The following is an 18,770-nucleotide window of genomic DNA, read 5'->3' on the forward strand; positions in this document are numbered from 1 at the left end:
TGCAAGGGAAGAAAAATGGATCACTCTGGATGTTCGAACTAACCCCCAATCTCATTTCTCTCATCACCGCGCTGGCCATCATACTGGTATATGGCCTGAGCTCTTTCAACTTCCCCCATTATCGGCTGGAGCAGGAGAATCAGCAGTTTTACACCATTGAAACCCTGATAGACATGGAGAAATTCTCCCCTAAAGTGCTTTCCGGCAACCGTAGATACCAGCTGTATAACCTGGTCTATATCCTGATGTTGATCCTGCTGTACAGCCTGCTCAGAGAGGTATGGGATCCCCTGACGTTAATGCTGCTTGATTTACCCCAAAGCCATCCCGTGATTAAAAATATTGTTGTGGCAATTATTATCAGCACCCTGCTGCCTAACCTGCCCCTGCTCAAAGACTTGCTAGACAATACCAAACGTTTCTTGCACTCCCGGGCCCGTATCCCCGGATATGCCCGCGACCTGTTTTCCCTGCTCAACGATAACCCGATCAAATTACCTTTATTGTATTCGGTAGCTTCCCCCGCCGAAAAAGCCCTGTTCAAAGACTCGTTTTTTAATAACAGCCAAATGGGCATGGTACTGAATTTCCCGAGGATTTGGCTCAGATACCAATACCTGTACCAGGAAATCAATAAAGAAAAATGGCAGCTGTTATTTTCCCAGGACAAAAACTTCAGCGCTTTCCCCCTGGCAAAAATCAAAGCACAACACAAAGAGATCACCCGGGAGCTGGAGAATTTACAGCAAAATGACATCAGCGATTTTTCCGATCTCAAAATCAGGGTAGTTAAACAACTCAAACATATTTATGCCCTGATCACCTGTGGTTTGCTCCACCGGCAACTGAATCCAAAACAAAGCAGAGCACTTATCGAAGAATTAGGTTTTGAGATCATCAAAGAAAGCCATCCCCGCTTTGATCAAATGAACCAGTTAGTCCTCCATACCTGGCGGCTGCTTATCGTACTCACGGGGGCTTGCCTGGGCTTTTTCGCCTTAAAAACCTTACTTCCCGGCCAGTTTCAACCGGGCACCTTTGATCAGCTTACCCCGGTAAGTGCCATGAGTTACTGGTTTTTATCCGGCATTTTCACCTTAAGCACCGCCTTATTTACCGCTTATTACGCCCGGCATCTGCTGAAACACCACCGGCTCTGGCAAGAAATCGACTTATCCAGCCATTACAAAAAAAACGCAGAGCGTCCGTGGAAGATATACTTCGGCATCTCCCTGATAACCTATTTGTCCATCACCGGCGCTTTATTTTTTGCAGATTACCTGTCGAGACTAAATTTGTTCTCCCCGTCCCATTCCCCCTGGGAATACCTGCTCTGGCCGGTGATCCCGTTATTCATCACACTTTTTGTCTGTTACCGCTTTGATACTTTGCCGGCAAGCCGTGATAAACAGCTTTTCGAGCAGTCCTTATGGCAGGCATCGCTAATACAGGGGCTGATATTGGCTGTAGCAACCTTTATCATCATGCTGTGTATACAAGTACTGCTACCGGGGGGAAAATACAATATCGCCGATTTTATCCTGCTTACGACCACCAATGGCCTGCTCGGCTTTTTTAATTCCCATACCATGGGATATTGCGCGCTTGATAGGCGCACAACGCCAAGATATTACAGCGATACCGACATGGTAGAGCTGCAGCTGGATCCCAAACACAACGGGCCGGAATGCCGGTTAAAGGATGTTTCCGCTACCGGTATTAAAATACAATTTGAGCAACCGGTAAATTCCTTATCAAACAATCAGAACATCAACCTGTGTTACCGGCAGGAAAATAATCGGCTGTTCTTTCATGGCAAAGTGCTGCAAGCCACCCCACATTATGCCCGGATAAAACTGGAGTTGACCGAAAGCTGGTCCCAGGCATGGCACCAGCTTAAAAAAATCTATACCCGCTAGGCTTGGCTAATACTAAAAAGATGTTTATGCTATCGGTTTGAACTGTCCGGGAACTTTTGAAATTTATGGGGAATTGCAACTAACTTTCATGCTCTCATTTAATATTCACTTCTCATACTAAATAACAGGTTAATATGTCAGTGCAAACGGATCCGGCTCACATTACCATTGCCGACTGGAGCTTAAATGTAAACAATAATGTTCTCAGTCGCGAAAACACCCGGGTGCAACTGGAAAACAAACAAAGCCAATTGCTGGCATTTTTAGCTTCCCGGCCCGGGGAAAACCTCACAAAAAGTGAGCTGCTGCAACAGGTATGGAACAAACGTGTGGTCACCGAAGATGTCCTTTATGTCTGCATTGCCCACCTGCGCAAGGCATTAGGTGATAATTCCCGTAACCCCAGCTATATAAAAACCATCCCCGGGGTTGGCTATAAGCTGCTGATAAAGCCGGATAAAAGTCCGGTAAGCCCCGGTGAAACCGCCGAAAAACAAGCATTAGCTTCAAAAACAACCCCGATCCAAGAAATAGCTCCGCCAGGCAAAGTGCCCCCCCTTTCAGAGTCAAGCAAACATACCGTATCTGAAAATAAACGCACTATTTTCTCCCTTAAGGGAAGGCGAAGTGTTTTTTGGCCGCTAATAACGGGATTAATACTGATATTATTCCTGGCAGCGGCTTATATGTCAGGCAGCAAACCTTCATTTTTCTCCGCCGACACCAACAACCCGGACAACATAAGCCATAGCTCTCCCGTACCGGCGAGTATCAGGGAGGACTACCAAAAAGCGCGCTATCTGCTCTTTAGTGACAATCCGCAGCCGTCTTACCAAGCCAAGGCAATACAATTATTACAACATGCCATCACCCTGGAGCCCGGTTTTTCCCCGGCCTATGCCCTGCTCGGCGAACTCAAATACCTGCAATTTCAGCAAGATAAAAAGGAAAAGTTTTACCAGGAAGCGCAAAGCCTGATTAATAATGCGCTTGAGCTCGATACCGCCAACAAAGCCGCGCATTTAACACAGGCCAATATGAGCTTTTGGCAGGCATGGGACTTCCCCCGGGCGCAGCACCACTATCAAAAGGCAAGAGGCGAAGGCGCAGCAGATCACCTCTACGCCCAGTTCTTGTTGTCACAAGGAAAATACAAACTTGCCCGCCAGTATAGCCAGCAATATATCTCAGCGAACCCTAACGCCTACTCAAGGCCCGCGATAGCCTGGATCTATACCATGGCCAGAGAGTACGAAAAAGGTTATCAGGAGCTGATGAAGCTTGCCCCTTTTCAGCAGGAGAGTTTCGACCACCATGTCTCTTTACAGGCGATACATGAACTTCAAGGGCAAGAGCAAAAAGCCGCCGAGCAGTTATTCTGGTTAATGGCCAGGGCCGGTTATAAGAACAGCACCATCACCGAGCAACGCCAGCGATTCACAACTGTTGGCCTGTCCGGCTTGTATCACTGGTTAGCCTTTGAGGATAAGCAGCAATATAACCTGGGACAATACACCCCGCCCCTTTCCCTGGCCCGTTATGCCATAGGTGCCGGTGACCATGCCCGGGCACTGGAGTTACTGCAGCAGGCCGTTAATCAACGCCAGTATCAAGTCTTATGGCTAAAGGTTGATCCTAAATACGACGCCATTCGCCACCAGGAGCAATTTCAACAATTATTGGCGCAAATCGGCCTTTAACTTGATCTCAAAAATGATCTTCCCTTAGACAACAAACATCAGCTCATTTACTGTCTAAGGGAGAATAACCGCCGGATCCAGCTAAAGATACACCAAACCCTGAAAATACCTTTCCTTTAAACAGCTTGGCCTGGTGCTGACCGTTTTCAAAAAAAACACTAATTATCAATAAGTAACAACAACTTAAGAACTCTTAAGACTTCTTCAGAACCGATTCAGGACAAAAGAGCCTTGCTGCCTTTACTTTTAACGGGCTGAAACTTGTGAGCCAAGCCAGCAGGTTAACCCGGTTTATAAAACCCGGTAATGACTTAATCAGATTAATAACGTAAAGGAAGCACGAATGAGAATATTATCCCTGCTAAAACTTATCCTGGCCATATTGATGACCAGCTATTTTATTCACCCCAATACCAGCTATGCCAAAAGCGGCGATCATTTATGGTCATTCTCCACAGGCGGGCCTATCTGGAGCGATATCAAGGTCAGGCACAATACCGCCTACTTTGGCAGCGATGACGGCTTTTTATATGCCGTTGATATCAATAGCCGGCAATTAAAGTGGAAAAAAGCCACCGGCGGCATAGTCCGCTCGACACCGGCTTTTAAACACAAGAAGCTCTATTTTACCAGTGACGACGGTTATCTTTATGCTTTAAATGCCCGCACCGGTGAAGAATTATGGAAAATAGATCTCGGCGATGGCGATATGCAGCGCAACGGTCCCGCAGGCCATGCCCCGTGGGATTTTGACTGGGCCAAATCATCGCCGGTACTTAAAGGAAAATACCTCTATGTCGGCAGCGCCACCGGCGAGCTTTTTGCCATTAATGCCTATCGGGGAAAAGTCATCTGGACTTTTAGCGCCAAAGACAGGATCCGCGCCACCCCCACCATTGCCGGCAACCTGGTCTATATCACCAGCTGGGATGGACATATTTACGCCGTTAATCGCAAGAACGGCCAGCAGGTATGGCAGTTTGCCGCCAACCTGGACAATTACGACTTCAGGTTTGTTTCCGCCCCGAGCGTTATTGACGATAAAATTATCGTCGGCAACCGAGACAGCCAGCTGTATGCCCTGGACAAAAAAACCGGAGAAAAAGTCTGGGATTACACCTATGAAGGCGGCTCCTGGGTTGAATCGACGGCAACGGCGGGATCAGAGCACGGAACATTATTTATCGCCAGCTCTGACTCGCTTAAATTCTATAAGTTTGACAGTGAAACCGGGGATCTGCTGTGGACAACCCCTTTATCCGGCTGGAGCTGGGGCAAACCCGCCGTCACCGACGATACCCTTTATATCGGCTCTACCGCTACCGATGACTACTGGCAGCCCATCAGCCGAGGCTTTGTGGCAATCGACAGCAGCAGCGGCGAAATAAAATGGCGCTATCAGCCACAATACCTTAATAACAGCTATATCAACGGCGGTGTGCATTCAAGCCCGGCAATCAAATATGGCCAGGTATTTGTCGGCGATCTCGACGGCAAACTGCATGTGTTTGCGGAATAAGCCCAGCGATAACGGACAAAGCTGCTGTGCCCGGCGATAACGGGCACAGCAATAATTTTCAGGGAGTTGGCAAACCTCCCTGATATCATTGCTATACTGTTAAATCAGACACAACTCAGTTATTGATTTAAGGACATGGTAGTGACAAGGGAGCTGTCTACATCTGCAACATGGGTTAACCTGGTTACCACAGCGCCTGACAGGCGTGGTATTTATTCCCTTATCCCCCCCTTATCTCAGGCCGAAGCCAAAATATTTCTGTTGAGCAGCTTAAAACGCCAAGGAGTTTTTAATGACAGATATTAATCAGATCCTCACCTCGCTCAAGCGAAAAAATAGCGAAGAAATCCAGACCTATGAAGAAGGCTTCCTCTTGGCCCCCGCATCACCCCAGGCGCTGGAGCAGCTGACTACACTCAGTGAAAAATATTTAAAGCAACCTTTGTCTCCTGAATATGTAGAGTGCTTACAACTCTCGGACGGGTTTTCCCTTAATGGCCTCAACATCTACGGCACCACGGAAAAACTCGACCCGTACTTTTTACCCGGCATTGTCCAGGTCAACCTTGCCTTTTGGCAGGAAGACTTTCACCGGCAATATATATATTATGGCGACGAAAGCCAGTACAGGTTAGCCTTTGACATTAAGAATAAAAAATATGTATGCCTAGATCAGAACAAGCACAAGGCGCTACAGTTTTTTGATAGCTTCGGCCAATTATTAAACGCGGTGATCATAGAAGCGCGTATCCTGAACCCGCTGCCATTTTTCGGTTAACCCCTGCCCCGTAAGGAACCGCAGGCAATAACAAGCGCAAACGGGTTAAAAGTGAAGCTTAATTCAGCCGGGAGAAAACATTAACGAAGAAAACCTTTACTGAGAAAAGAAAATCGAACACTACGCACCGCATGATAATGTTATATCGGCTCAAGTATCATTGCGTAGTAGAATATTAAAACAATCAGAAAATGCCCTGTCAGCCAAGTACCAGCTGTAACAGCGGTGCTTCTTTTTCCGGTATTTCTTTCACTGAAACTTTTTCTACCGGGGCTTTTTCTTTCGGCGCTTTTTCTACCGAAACCTTTTCTGCCGAAGGCTTTTCTACTGAAGTAAATACCGGTATGGTATCGGATTTTAGTTTATTTTGTTTGTAGCGATCAAAGTTTACCTGGTCGACATTCATTTGCGCAAAAAATTTACGAAAACTTTGATAGTCATCCCGGGTAAATTCCGCCTGATCACTGGTCATCAAACCATCAATAAAGGCGTGCTGACCATTAAGGCTGACACTGGCAGTGGCACTGTAGGGCTCTCCGTAGCGCTCGGTGCGAATGGCTCGAACCATTTTCACTTCAAAAATCCAGTCATCTATTTTTACATAACGTGATATATCGTCTGACATAATGTTTACCTTTTACGAAAACGGCTGCTGACAATAAGGCAGCCGTCAATATGGAAAATAAGCAAATAGTGTATTTGCCTCTAATAGTTTTTGAGGTATTCCATTAACTCCTCATGACTTATTTCCGAGTCTTGGTTGAGATCGATGCGTGCCAACCTTTTATGCAAGGTTTTACTGCGACTGGCGAGGATCTCTGATTCATTAAGTTTGCCGTTTTTGTCGGTATCAAATGCCGTGATAATACTTGAAAACCGCTTAGGTGCTTTATCCTTAACAACAGCGCCAGCTCCCGCCTCGTCACCGGCTGCTTCGCCGGCATAGACAATGGCAGACACTAAAGCACAGGCCAACACCGCCAGGGTGACTTTGAGTAAACTTATCTGATTCATACACCTTCCGTTTTCATTTCTGGGATAAAACAAGCACAACATTGCTCTTGCCACCCCAGAAGAGCACAAACCAGGCCAGAATTGTAACTGTCTGTTTTATCTATATAAAACAAAAATCCCACCCAGAAGACTGTCGCCGGATGGCAACAGTTAAATTATTTAGATAAACTTATTGGTGGAGAATGTCGAACATCAGAAATTAAAAACCTTAAAAATCATGAGCTAACAAGCCGAAAACTCAGTAAAAAAGCTTGTCGCCGATTTGAGACAGAATTGTTTTTTCCTCCGGGATAACATAAAAAGGCCTTTGTCAGCATCATAAAAAAACAAAAACTAACGTGAAACACATTCAATTAAGCAAATCAGCACAGGCGCTGCGCCGGCAAAGTTTATTTCCCCGCGGCATCAGAGCATTTATTTTCAGCAAATTTTTCCGCATTGAAACCCTGTCGATCAAAAAACTCACCCTGTTAGGTTTCACCCTGGTGGCGCTGCCGCTGGTGCTGGCATTACTCTACAGTGCAGTCCAGGTCGATCTGTTATCCAAACAAGGCGCCAATGCCATCTTTGACGTGGCCCGCCTGATCAAAAGTAACCGTGAAATTAATGAAAGTTTGCGAAAAATGGAGCGTTTTGCCAGCCAGTATGTGGTGCTTAAAGACGAAACCTTAAAGGAACAGTTTTTAAGCCGGCAACAGCACCTGCAAACCGTGCTTGCCCAGCAGTCCAGGGATAACCAGGATCTGGTGCTGACCTCAGAAGTCAACGCATTATCCCTTGCCCTGGAAAATATTCACAGGTCATTTTTGACCGAAAAGCGCAACATCTCATCGGATGAACTTGCCCTGGAGCAATTGCAGCAAGAATTCAAACACCTGGCGGCGATCACCCACAAAATCAACCAGCGCAGCAATAAACTGATCGACCTGCAGGCAACTTATATCAAATCCTCAGCCGAAGAAGTCAGTAATGTCATCCTCAAAGGCCTGGTGATCATTCCCGTCACCCTACTTATTGCCGGTTTTTTCATCTTTTTGATCACTAAACCCATGAAGCTGCTCACCCGGAAAATTCAGCGGCTGGAGCAGGGAGATTTCGAGCAGAAAATCATTCTCAAAGGCTCTCCGGAAATCAGGGAAATAGCCGAAGCCCTGGAAGTGATGCGCACCCGGCTGCACGCGCTGGAGCTGCAAAAGTCCAGTTTTATCCGCCATATCTCCCACGAATTAAAAACCCCGCTGGCGGCTATCCGGGAAGGCACCGAGCTGCTCTATGACAACAGCGTCGGCGAGCTCAACGACGGCCAGCAGGAGATCTGCCATATCATCAAAAACAGTGTCCAGCGCCTGCAGCGCCTGATAGAAGACCTGCTGGATTTCAATATTGTGCTCGACTCCACCAGCTTACAGGACTCGGAAAAAGTTTCCCTGGAGCAACTGCTGGGTAAAGTATTGCAGGAGCGTAAACTCGATATCAAACGCAAGCAGCTCAAGGTAGAGCAAGCCCTTGGCGGTATTTATCTGCACACCAATGCCAAACAACTGCAGGTTATATTAGATAACCTGTTATCAAATGCGATAAAATACTCACCGGTCAATGCCAGCATTACCTTTGACGGCGAGCTGCAAGCAAGCCAACTGACATTAACCATAACGGATCAGGGCCCCGGCATCGCCAGCGACATAGAGCAAAAAATATTTGATGCCTTCTATCAGGGACCGGCCCCTGAAAATAGCCAGATAAAAGGCAGTGGTCTGGGGCTGACCATAGTGCAGGAATTACTGATGCGATTAAACGGCAGTATCGAGCTTTTCAGTAACACCTTAGCTCCCAGCGGCACACGGGTAAGCGTGACCTTACCCCGGGCCTATATTTTTAATGAGAACTAATGAAATTTAATCCAATGAAAGCGAATAAAATCAAGCTTATGCCATCAAAGCGACCGGGTAATACCTGGCAGTTCACGGCATTTTTCTGCACCTTAGTACTGCTCGGCGGCTGCCAGCTGACAGCGCCTTCTCCGGCAACAGGGGCAAAAAACATCCACAATCAGGCATCGCTGTCGCCAGCAAACTTCAGCCAATATTATCTGTCACTGAAACAGCTTAATCCGGCCGAGCTGCTCGATGAAATCGAGCGGGTCAGCCAGGCGAAAAAGCAACGGGAAAACCAGGCGCAAAAAGCACAAGACTTCAAAGATGATATTTATTTATTGCTGTTAAAGGCCCTGCCAAGCTCGCCGATTTATAATCCCTACAATGCCAAGGATCAGCTCAATCAGCTGCCCAAAGAAGTCTTATCCCTGAGCTACTTAAAGGCGGAAGATTTGGCGTTATTAAGCCTGTTAAAAGACCAGTTAAATGAGCAGTTATATGCCCAGGCCCGCATTACTGCCCTGGAGCAGGAAAAAGGCCTGAGCCAGCAAAAATTTAACCGCCAGCTCGGCGGCTTGCAAAGTTCGCTGACCGAATTACAGCAAAAACTCACCCAACTGAAAAACATAGAAACGGCAATTGATAAACATGGGCAATAACAAGGTGATCAAAGCGGAGGTAACCGCAGAAAAACAAAAAATACTGATTGTCGATGACGATCCCAGCCTGCTCAGGTTGCTGGGGATCCGCTTGTCTGCCGCCGGTTATGCGGTTGAGTCCGCCGCCAATGCCAAAATCGCCTTAGGCATACTGGAAAGTTTTCACCCGCAAATGGTGATCAGCGATCTGCGCATGGAAGGCATGGACGGCATGGCATTATTTGAACAGATACGCAAACAACACCCCAATATGCCTGTGGTGATCATGACCGCCCACGGCACTATCCCCGATGCCATTAACGCCACCAAGCAAGGGGTATTCAGCTTTTTAACCAAACCGTTTGAAAGCCAGGAATTGCTGGAAACCGTACAGCAGGCGATTAGGCTGCAGCCGACATCGCAAACCACCCAAGCAAAACAGCAGTTGTGGCGGGAAAAAATCATCAGCCGCAGCACGGTAATGGAATCCTTACTGCAGCAAACCCAGCAAGTGGCGCGCAGTGACTTTCCCCTTTTGATCCACAGCCAAAGCGGTACCGGTAAGGAATTGCTGGCCCAGGCGATTCACCAGGCCAGCCATCGCCACCAAAAACCTTTTACCGCCATTAACTGCGCCGCCATTCCCGAGCAATTGCTGGAGTCGGAATTATTCGGTCACAGTAAGGGCGCCTTTACCGGCGCAGAAAAAAACCATACCGGTTTATTCCAGGCCACCGACGGCGGTACCTTATTTTTAGATGAAATCGGCGATATGCCGATGAGTTTCCAGGTGAAACTGCTGCGCGCCCTGCAGGAAAAAGAAGTCCGGCCCGTCGGCAGCACCCAGTCGGTGAAAGTTGATGTCCGCATCATTTCCGCCACCCATAAAAATCTGCAGCAGGCCATTATCGATAACACTTTTCGGGAAGATCTCTATTACCGCCTGAACGTAGTAGAGCTGGAATTGCCGCCGCTGTCCCAGCGCCGTGAAGATATTCCGCTGCTGGCACAGCATTTTCTTAATCACTGCACCCAGCAGGTACACCAGGATATCAAAGGCTTTTCAGGCGAAGCGATGGAGCTTTTGATCTCTGCTCCCTGGCCCGGCAATATCCGCCAGTTGCAAAATGTAGTGGAGCAAAGTGTGGCGTTAAGCACCGAAGTGCTGATCAGCGCCAATTTAGTGCGCAATGCCCTCAGGGATAAAACCACCCAACTGCCCTCCTTCGTTGAAGCCAGGGATCAATTTGAACGCGATTACCTGGCAAAACTGTTAAAACTCACCGCGGGTAATGTTTCCCAGGCGGCGAGAATTGCCCAGCGAAACCGCACCGAGTTTTATAAGCTGTTAAACCGCCATCACCTGACGGCAGAAGCTTTTCGGGAAGAATAGGCTCAGCTTTCCTGGTAAAATTCCCCGGCAAAGACCGCTGACAACACAACCTTTGCCGGTAGGTTCACTCTCCTTCCAAAAGTAGAAACGAGCTATCACCAGCTTTGTTCCTCATCCGCTAACAAGGCAAGCAATTGCTCTTTCACTACCCGGGTTTGTGTTTTATCAATTTGCGCCGATATTTGCTGCTCCTGTGCCGGGTTTAACGTCAATTGCTTTGCCGCCAGCGCCCGCCCGAGGGCATGAATGGTTTTAGCCTGGTTGGACACTATCGCATAATTTATCAACTGCTCATGATAGGCGGGATCTTTTGCCAGCAGCTTTATCAGAGCAACATTCACCGCCGCAGATTTATCCCCTAAATAATTGACCGCCTGGGCATTTAAGGTATTGAGGCCACTGTTATTGATGGCCAATAAAGTCACCGCCTTATTGTCACTTTGCCTGAGTTGCCCGGATAAATAATCACTGACACTCTCTTTTTGCTGTTCGTTATAGCGGGCCGCCGTGCCTATGCTTAACTGCGCGGTATGAGCCAACACATTATCCGATGTTTGTGCCAGCTGCTGCAATCGGTTTAAGCTGTGCTCCGACACAGCTTCAAACCGCCCGAGCGACATGATAACCCTTTGCTTATTGATGGTTTCAAGCTCGGGATGTTCCAATAAATCCACCAAGGTCACCTCGGCGGCAAATTCCGGGTTTTTCTGGATACTGTAAATGATCAATGAAGCCAGCTTGTCATTATTTTCTGCGCCAAAGTTCTCCTGCATCTTCATCAGCTTCACCAGCTCATCGGCGCTGTAATGTTCGATTAAATACTTACCTATGCTTTTTGCCAAGGCCTCATCGGGCAAAGTGGCAAGTTTTGCCAGCGCCTGCATCAAGGCTTCATATGAGTTGATATCGGCCTGGACATTAAGTCCGGGGGCCTGATAGACAAGTGAGCTGTTGGCATTCGCGTTATAACTGCCCTCTTGCCCGTTATTTATTTTTTCAAGGGCTGTTGTATCCAGGGCGGTAACCGTTAACCTTTGTTTGACGGCAAAGCCTCCATCCTGACTTTGGTAAAAGGTGGTCAGGCTATTGTTTAATGCTTCAGGCAAGGCGTTATTATCCAGGATTAATTGCCAGTCTTCGGTGACTTTTTCCACCGAAATATTCAGCGCTTGCGGCTGAGTGTCGTGCAAGATTTCCCGCGATTCAAGCTCCCGGTTTAAGCGGTTATCCCTTTGCAAATAGCGATAGCGGGCAATATCGGTCGCCGTTGCTATGGTAATCGGCTGCTTAAGATCATAAGAGACTTGTTTAAGCAGATAACGTACGGCATTGGCGGGATGACCGGCATCTAAGCCAAGAAAATTGATGTCATTAAAAACAAACTCTTGATACTGGGCGGTAAATAATATCGCCTGGTCAAATTGCTTTGTTTTACCCGCCTGACTTAATTGCCCGTCGAGAATTTGCCCCTGCCAGATAAACGGCGCTGCCCCCTGTTTTTCAGGAGCTGAAGTATCCAGGTTATTTTGTGCCGGCACACGCTTTAACACCAACTTTCCGCTAAAGACAGAGCTCGCCAGCTCCACCTGATCATTATTTACCACCTCAGTGGTAATGTTATAGTCAAAGCCGAGTAAGGCATGTATTGAATCAGCCCCCTTAGTTGCCGGCAAGGAGCGCTCTTGCCGGCTCCTGTCAGCTGCGGCCTGCCTGGCAGGCATAGCGCTCTGGCCAGATTGGGACACAGCACTTAACTGCTGGTAAAACCAATACCCGCCGCTAATAAAAACACCAAAAACAGCGTATAAGAGAAAGTTTGATACCGGTTGCTTCATTGCTATCTTCCTTGAACCATCTTCTGAAATTCACTCAAGTAGATGAGGGGGAACTTCCCCCTCACATCATCTTACTCACTGATATCAGCGAGTTAATAATCCTTATTAAAGGGTTTCCCATACAGGGCTGGCATATTCAAAGAAGGTATGTTCATAACGATAAAGCGGATCCCACTTCATCAAATTAGTGTTGAACTTAATTAATCCCCATAGCTTATGGCAATAGGCATCAACTTTGCCGTCACCGCCGGATAACTCACCGGAGATCTTTAACTCAAGAAAGCCCTGTTCCACGACATCCTCTTCTACTTCAACACGCCGGATCCCCGCTTCCATATAACCCTTGCTTTTCACGGTCACCAGGTTAAGTTTGCCTTTAACCCCGGCTTCGGCAATGCCGTGACCGATAGTGGTATAGGCCGCACCGTCCACTTGCCCGGAAATATAAGGTTCGACAGAAGCGTAAATATAATCCGGACGGCGAACACCGCCAGACTCAAAAGGCTGGTCATTATCATAGCCGCCGATAACACCGCCGACGGTAAAATCGGCCCCGACTTCAACCCCGATACCAAATTTTACCCCTACCTGAACCAAACCCAGAGGATCAAGCGGCACCACCACTTTAGGTTTTATCACCTCGGGGATAAGATCAAAAGTGTGGCTTATCGGATAACTCACCGACGCATTAAGCAAGTCGTCACAGTCAGGTTTAAACACGGCAGCCGTATCTTCCCCCACTTCCAGGTTAAAACTAAAACCCTGGGTGCAATCGAGTTTGGCGGGATCAAACTCAAAAGACACCAGGCCCGAGCCGATTTTCACCGTGCTTTTATGTATACGGAACCAGTTTTCTGCCTGATAAAAACCCGAAGTCGCCCCCTCATCTGTGGTGGCGACATTCATCCAGCCTTCCTGCTCCCTGTGCTGCCTACTGCTATCGATCACACTGTGTTTGGTCGCCATACGGGTGGCAAATTCCACCGTGCCAGGATTTTGATAGATACCGGCAATACTGGTTGCAGAAAAAACCATACCGGCAGAGGCCAGCAGGATCATGGTTATTTTTTTCATTAAACTTTCCTTGTGTTAGTAATACTGCTATTCGCTCACAATGACAGCGTTATCATTGCGCGACGTAAACTAACACAAACAACAAAAACAAAAAGCCGGGGTCAGCATTCTTAATGTAAACTTCACGTCAATGTTATCTAAAATTCACACTGATTTTCGTAAACAAAAGAGTACAGGAGAGCTTACAAACCCCGTTGCAAAGGTGAGCTATTTACCACAGCAAATCAATCTTTGACTGACATTTTCCAACAGTGCGACAAAGGGAGTGTATTTGTCACCTACCTATAGCTGCACACAGCTGGTGTTCAAAAACAAGGGGGTGTTGCAATGACGAGTACCGCCTCATTTCAGAACGAAGAGCAGATAAATGACCAGATAAACGGCTTTGATAAAAAAGACACTAAAAACCGCAAAGGATAAACAGAGGTTTTAGCAAAAAAAGTTATGCGAACTATACTCCCCCGGGTAAAAACGTTGCCCCCGGGAGAGTTTTCAGTTGCAATTAACTGTGTTCAAAATAGATACGATAGGTAGAGGACCAGACAGGATAATTAACTTCCATCATATAACAGACAAAATCATCCTTGTTAAGGTGGGCAAAATTAAACAGGTAATCGCTCATTTCACCGATATCTAAACCGGCGACATTTCTTGCCCGCGGCGATGAGGCATGTAAAACATTTAACTCGGGAAATTCTGCCAGGCGCTCGGTCCACAATTCGTCTGCCCTGAGCTTACCCTCTTCAACCTTTTGGTTCCCCAGGTAGCAACCGACATTAACCGAGCTGCGCATATCGAGTTTTTTATCTAAAAATACCATCATCACCAGTTTTTCGGTGGGGTTTTTAATACTGATGCTGGTGGAGCTGCATTGGCTTTGGTGTACTAAAGGGTTCGCCAGTTCATCGGGATTGGTAAATAAAAAACTGGCATCAAAAGGACCGCCTTCATTAACATCATTAAAGACAATGGCGGAGTTGCTGGCGGAATAACTGGAGTAGGCATCACTGAGAGCCGGATCGGAAAATTCCTCAATAATACCGATACGAAACTGATTGTTTTCAATACGGGAATCGGCAGAGATCTGATCCGGCGCGGTAAACCCCTCTGGATTGGGATGGGTGTAAAACTGCACAAAAGGCGGCGCTTCTTTGCTGCGGATAATGCCCCTTTTCGATACCAGCGCCACTTCCTGCAGAAACTCTTTATCAAAGCTGTTTTCCGTTAACACATGGCAGGCAAACAAGGTATCGACCGATGAGTCTAGAAGCTGTTTCGAGCTGAGAAAATGCTGCTTTCTTTTATTTTCCGCCGTTAAAGCTTGATTACTTTCATCACTGCTGCTGCCGGCATCAGTCAATAAACGTTTAAGCTCAGCATGACTGCGGGCATATAACCTGATTTGCTGGTTAAAGACCTGGACAGCCTTTTCGGCTTCAAGCATTAACTGCGCCTCCTGCAGCCGGCCTGAGACCTTAGTGATAAATTCTTCTAATCCCGAAATGCCCGGCAATAAACACAATACCTGCTGGCCGTTTTCACTTTTTTGTATGGCATTTAGCAGCCTCTGGCAATTCGAACGATTATAATCGAGCCAGGCAGACATACCTGAAATAGATTGTGCTGCTTGTGGAAATTTAGCAATTAAATGACGCAATACATTTTTTAAATTTTCCCCGGTACGGCCCAGGGCGACAATATCTTCTTTTTTTAATGACATAGTTTTTATTAGTGGCGTAGCTTTTATTAGTGACCTAACAAATGGCGCTGCTTCATTTTTATGACCTTACTGTATCATAGCTGATGATATTAAAGGAAATTAACCCTGTATAAAGCAGGCTAAACCAGGCTGATAAAAACAAAGGAGCACATCCGGGCTCCCATGTTTGGCTCAAAATATTATTGGAAGGTTTTACTTCCTGCCCGGTGAATACGCTACAACCCGGCTCACGGTTTTACTTAAGGAAGCGAGTATTCGCGGACATGAATATATTACCAATAACATCAAGGTGTTAAACAAAGACCGCTATTTCATTAAATCATCAAAAGAAAGGGTTTAATGATAAACAACATAGCGGTACTTAATTACCCGGGCTTTACTATCTGTCGGTACATGCCCCTAAATATCTCCAGACATTGCTGAAAATATCCGGTTGCGCGCCGGCAGACCACCAAATAGCCTGATATTTTCTGTTATGGTAGCTGACAACATCGTTTAGCGCATAAATAGTCGCGCTATTCCAGGGTGCAAGGCCATCACAGCCAGTATCAACACTCCCTATTTTAACCAGGTTGGAAGTCGTTCCCGTTTGCCCTTTAGTGTCGGTTACCGTCAAAGTCACGATATAGTCGCCATCATGAGCATAATAGTGGTTTGGCTCGTAAGCACTTGAGAGTTGCGAACCATCGCCAAAGTCCCAGGAATAACTCTCTATGCCTTTATCGTCCGTTGAACCATTACTAAAGCTGACATTATTACCCGTTACCATACTGCTAAACCTTGCCACCGGCTTTTCATCGCCACCAGGACCTGCGGTGATACCGGTTTTACGCTCGATCCAGTCGGTATAACTGCTGGTACGGGTGAACGCCGTTGCCCCCTGACATGACCGGCCCCAGCTCACGGTGCCTATGCTGTAAACATCGCCATTGGCATTAACCGCAAACGGACCACCACTGTCGCCATTACAAGCCGAAGTACCGTTAGGACCGCCACCACAGATCACCGAATTGGGCACATTAGACTGCAGCTGGCTGCTACAGCTTGCATTTGACAATACCGGTAAGGCAACTTCTCTTAAGACATCACTTGGGCTGCCGTTATTGCTGGTAAGTCCCCACCCGGAAACCGTCACGTAGCTGCCGACACCGGCATATTGACTTTCAATAGCTGCCGTAGGCAGTTTTGCCGGGGTATATTGGCTGTCAGCCGGCGTTGCCAAGCGTAATAAGCCAATATCATAACCGGTTTGATAACCGCCGGAGCGCCAGTTTTCATGGGTAATGATCTGGCTTACCCTGTGGGTATCACCGTCATTGGCCCTGAGATTATGCGCACCAACTTTTACCGTCAGGGTATTGGTTGAAACCTGGCCTAAACAATGGGCTGCCGTTAACACCCACTCACTGCTGATCAAGGTACCACCACAGCCCTGCTGCCCGTTAAGCAATAACGCAACCTGATGGGGTTTTGAATAGGGAGCAGTAACATTGCCGCCGACAATCTGGATACCGACATCCCGGGCGGGCTTCTCAACTTCAGACAAACAATAACCGGCAGCAGAGACAAAGCCACTTGCTAAAATTGTACTTTTTAACATCCAGCTCAGCTTGTTGCCGTTGAGAGTCTTCTTCGCTTCTTTCAACATGATCATTCCTTTATTTTATTATTTTATAATGCTTTATAATTTTATTTTTCAACACACGCCATCCGAGACGCACCTTAGATATAATCTCAGATCAAATTTCGATCAAGCTTTATTTTTCATCAACATCTGCTTAAACAGCGAGCAACAACAGACAAGAGAGAACCAAAAGACAGCAAAAACAAAGAATTAAACACAAAAGAAGAATCCGATAAAAAAGTTTGGTTATATGACAGTTTTTTAAGAAAAAAGTACCACTTTCACTTTACTGTCATAGAAAAAGGCTATAGTGCATTATTTTTTATTTGCTACTGACTTTACTAAAGCCTTAGCTAATAGCTTGCGCTAAATAAAATTGCTGACGGCAACAAAAACCTATTTAAGCCAAGACTCCCACTTACGCTTGTACCCGATATGGCACCAGCTTTTTCCAGACAAATACCTGTAACTGAGCATTAATGCTTCTTTACCAATTCCATACCCAGCCGACACAAAAAAGCATAAATCTTAGATAAACTCTCGGATAACCACACCCCGTTCAGGAGCCTTAAATACAGAATTAGTGCACCAAAAGACACCGAACAACCAGGCTATAATTACCAAATAAAAATTTAATTTTATCCGTTCAAAGTGAATCTAGCCGGTGGGATTTATTGATAGCAAGCCTGGTAGTTGTTCATAAAACATGCATATGTTTCTCTACCACAACAAAACAAACACAATCAATAAAAATCAATAAAATACAATCAAGTGCTGCTATCCCTGGCTCAGCACCTTTATAAGCCACCACAAAATCAATTAACAACAATTGCACACCATTACAACCTTTTGATAACCAAATAAAACACTCGTTATACTATATCGACCAATAGGGAAGCTTAGTTCCCTATTAAGTAACACAATGGAGAATTTAATGAATTTTAAAGGAATTGCCCTGGCAGTAGCTGCTATGGCCTCAGTTAATGCCTATGCCGCCAATGACGTTTACGGTACGGTCAGTGAAATACACCTGCGCTCGGGTGATAATGGCGATCACGACATCTATGTCCGTCTTGATGTGATGAAAGACTATTCCACCTTTGAATCTTGTATTATCGACGGCGGCACCATGACCTGGGATCTGGATATGTCATCCCCGGTAATGCCTCAGCAGTATCAAATGTTACAACGTTCTTACAGTGAAAAATTACCGGTCGTGATTAGCGGTTTCGCAGACGTTTGTGCAAACGGTAACACCAACTCAGACAAAATCTTTGAGTTAAGCCCCTGGTCCTGGGATGCTTACTTAAACAAGCCTCAGGCTAATTAAATCTTAACTTGGGTATGAGGCTGATTTTCAGCCTCATTATCTGGCTTTACAGGGCTATGTTTGCGTTGACTGTTGCTGCCCTGTAACAAGTCGCGAACTCTATTTTTATCCATACATTTCATATAGTTGAACCTTTCGTACTGCTATCGATACAGTGCGGGCAATTGGCATAAATATTAAATGCCAGCCCAGGGAGATTTTTCCGGTATTTTGTACTATCACTAACAGGTGAATTCCCCGTCAGCGGAGGTGTTTAAAGAAGAGAATCTGCAAATAAACCAAGCGCTGCCCCTAAGTGCACCACCACTCAGAGACAGCTAACCACAACAGATAAACAGAGGTATCTATCATG

Annotated in this window: 14 protein-coding genes; 8 read left to right on the plus strand and 6 right to left on the minus strand. The window is 46.5% G+C overall.

Features of this window, described 5'->3' with window-relative positions; translation table 11 throughout:
- Positions 1-29 precede the first annotated feature (29 nt).
- The 4 genes from SG35_RS16915 to SG35_RS16930 all read left to right on the plus strand — a co-directional run bounded on the left by SG35_RS16915 (position 30) and on the right by SG35_RS16930 (position 5,916).
- A complete protein-coding gene (locus SG35_RS16915; RefSeq protein ID WP_044831658.1) occupies positions 30-1,919 on the plus strand; it encodes a hypothetical protein in 1,890 nt (629 codons plus the stop codon).
- 134 nt (positions 1,920-2,053) lie between these two features.
- Positions 2,054-3,619 carry a winged helix-turn-helix domain-containing protein gene (locus SG35_RS16920; protein ID WP_044831659.1) on the plus strand — a complete coding sequence of 522 codons (1,566 nt, stop codon included), beginning with the start codon at positions 2,054-2,056 and terminating at the stop codon, positions 3,617-3,619.
- A gap of 343 nt (positions 3,620-3,962) precedes the next feature.
- A complete protein-coding gene (locus SG35_RS16925) occupies positions 3,963-5,138 on the plus strand; it encodes an outer membrane protein assembly factor BamB family protein (protein WP_053042870.1) in 1,176 nt (391 codons plus the stop codon).
- Between the two features lie 292 nt (positions 5,139-5,430).
- Positions 5,431-5,916 carry a YrhA family protein gene (locus tag SG35_RS16930; RefSeq protein WP_044831660.1) on the plus strand — a complete coding sequence of 162 codons (486 nt, stop codon included), beginning with the start codon at positions 5,431-5,433 and terminating at the stop codon, positions 5,914-5,916.
- Between the two features lie 199 nt (positions 5,917-6,115).
- Here the strand turns inward: SG35_RS16930 and SG35_RS16935 are convergent, their stop codons facing one another.
- The gene (locus SG35_RS16935; protein WP_053042871.1) at positions 6,116-6,541 is read right to left on the minus strand and encodes a hypothetical protein; all 426 of its coding nucleotides are present in this window, start codon (positions 6,539-6,541) and stop codon (positions 6,116-6,118) included.
- A gap of 80 nt (positions 6,542-6,621) precedes the next feature.
- The gene (locus SG35_RS16940) at positions 6,622-6,930 is read right to left on the minus strand and encodes an EF-hand domain-containing protein (protein ID WP_044831661.1); all 309 of its coding nucleotides are present in this window, start codon (positions 6,928-6,930) and stop codon (positions 6,622-6,624) included.
- Between the two features lie 338 nt (positions 6,931-7,268).
- Between SG35_RS16940 and SG35_RS16945 the strand changes: the two genes are divergently transcribed.
- From SG35_RS16945 to SG35_RS16955, 3 genes are read left to right on the plus strand one after another with little or no spacing between them, the layout of a single operon-like run.
- Entirely contained in the window at positions 7,269-8,819 is a 1,551-nt protein-coding gene (locus tag SG35_RS16945) for a sensor histidine kinase (protein WP_053042872.1), read from the plus strand.
- Positions 8,819-9,463, plus strand: coding sequence for a hypothetical protein (locus SG35_RS16950; RefSeq protein ID WP_044831662.1), 645 nt, complete (start codon positions 8,819-8,821; stop codon positions 9,461-9,463). The genes SG35_RS16945 and SG35_RS16950 overlap by 1 nt, the downstream gene beginning before the upstream one ends.
- Positions 9,453-10,835: a sigma 54-interacting transcriptional regulator gene (locus tag SG35_RS16955; protein ID WP_044831663.1), complete on the plus strand. Its 1,383-nt coding sequence runs from the start codon at positions 9,453-9,455 to the stop codon at positions 10,833-10,835. The genes SG35_RS16950 and SG35_RS16955 overlap by 11 nt, the downstream gene beginning before the upstream one ends.
- Before the next feature lie 95 nt (positions 10,836-10,930).
- Here the strand turns inward: SG35_RS16955 and SG35_RS16960 are convergent, their stop codons facing one another.
- From SG35_RS16960 to SG35_RS16975, 4 genes are all read right to left on the minus strand, one after another.
- Positions 10,931-12,670: a hypothetical protein gene (locus SG35_RS16960; protein WP_044831664.1), complete on the minus strand. Its 1,740-nt coding sequence runs from the start codon at positions 12,668-12,670 to the stop codon at positions 10,931-10,933.
- Positions 12,671-12,775: 105 nt separating this feature from the next.
- A complete protein-coding gene (locus SG35_RS16965) occupies positions 12,776-13,744 on the minus strand; it encodes a hypothetical protein (RefSeq protein WP_044831665.1) in 969 nt (322 codons plus the stop codon).
- Positions 13,745-14,246: 502 nt separating this feature from the next.
- Positions 14,247-15,464, minus strand: a complete 1,218-nt coding sequence (locus tag SG35_RS16970) for a hypothetical protein (RefSeq protein WP_044831666.1) — start codon at positions 15,462-15,464, stop codon at positions 14,247-14,249.
- 379 nt (positions 15,465-15,843) lie between these two features.
- A complete protein-coding gene (locus SG35_RS16975; RefSeq protein ID WP_053042873.1) occupies positions 15,844-17,112 on the minus strand; it encodes a trypsin-like serine protease in 1,269 nt (422 codons plus the stop codon).
- A 910-nt stretch (positions 17,113-18,022) separates the two neighbouring features.
- Between SG35_RS16975 and SG35_RS16980 the strand changes: the two genes are divergently transcribed.
- Entirely contained in the window at positions 18,023-18,418 is a 396-nt protein-coding gene (locus SG35_RS16980) for a hypothetical protein (RefSeq protein WP_044831667.1), read from the plus strand.
- Positions 18,419-18,770: the final 352 nt, after the last annotated feature.

It is taken from the genome of Thalassomonas actiniarum (assembly GCF_000948975.2).
Taxonomy (GTDB): domain Bacteria; phylum Pseudomonadota; class Gammaproteobacteria; order Enterobacterales; family Alteromonadaceae; genus Thalassomonas; species Thalassomonas actiniarum.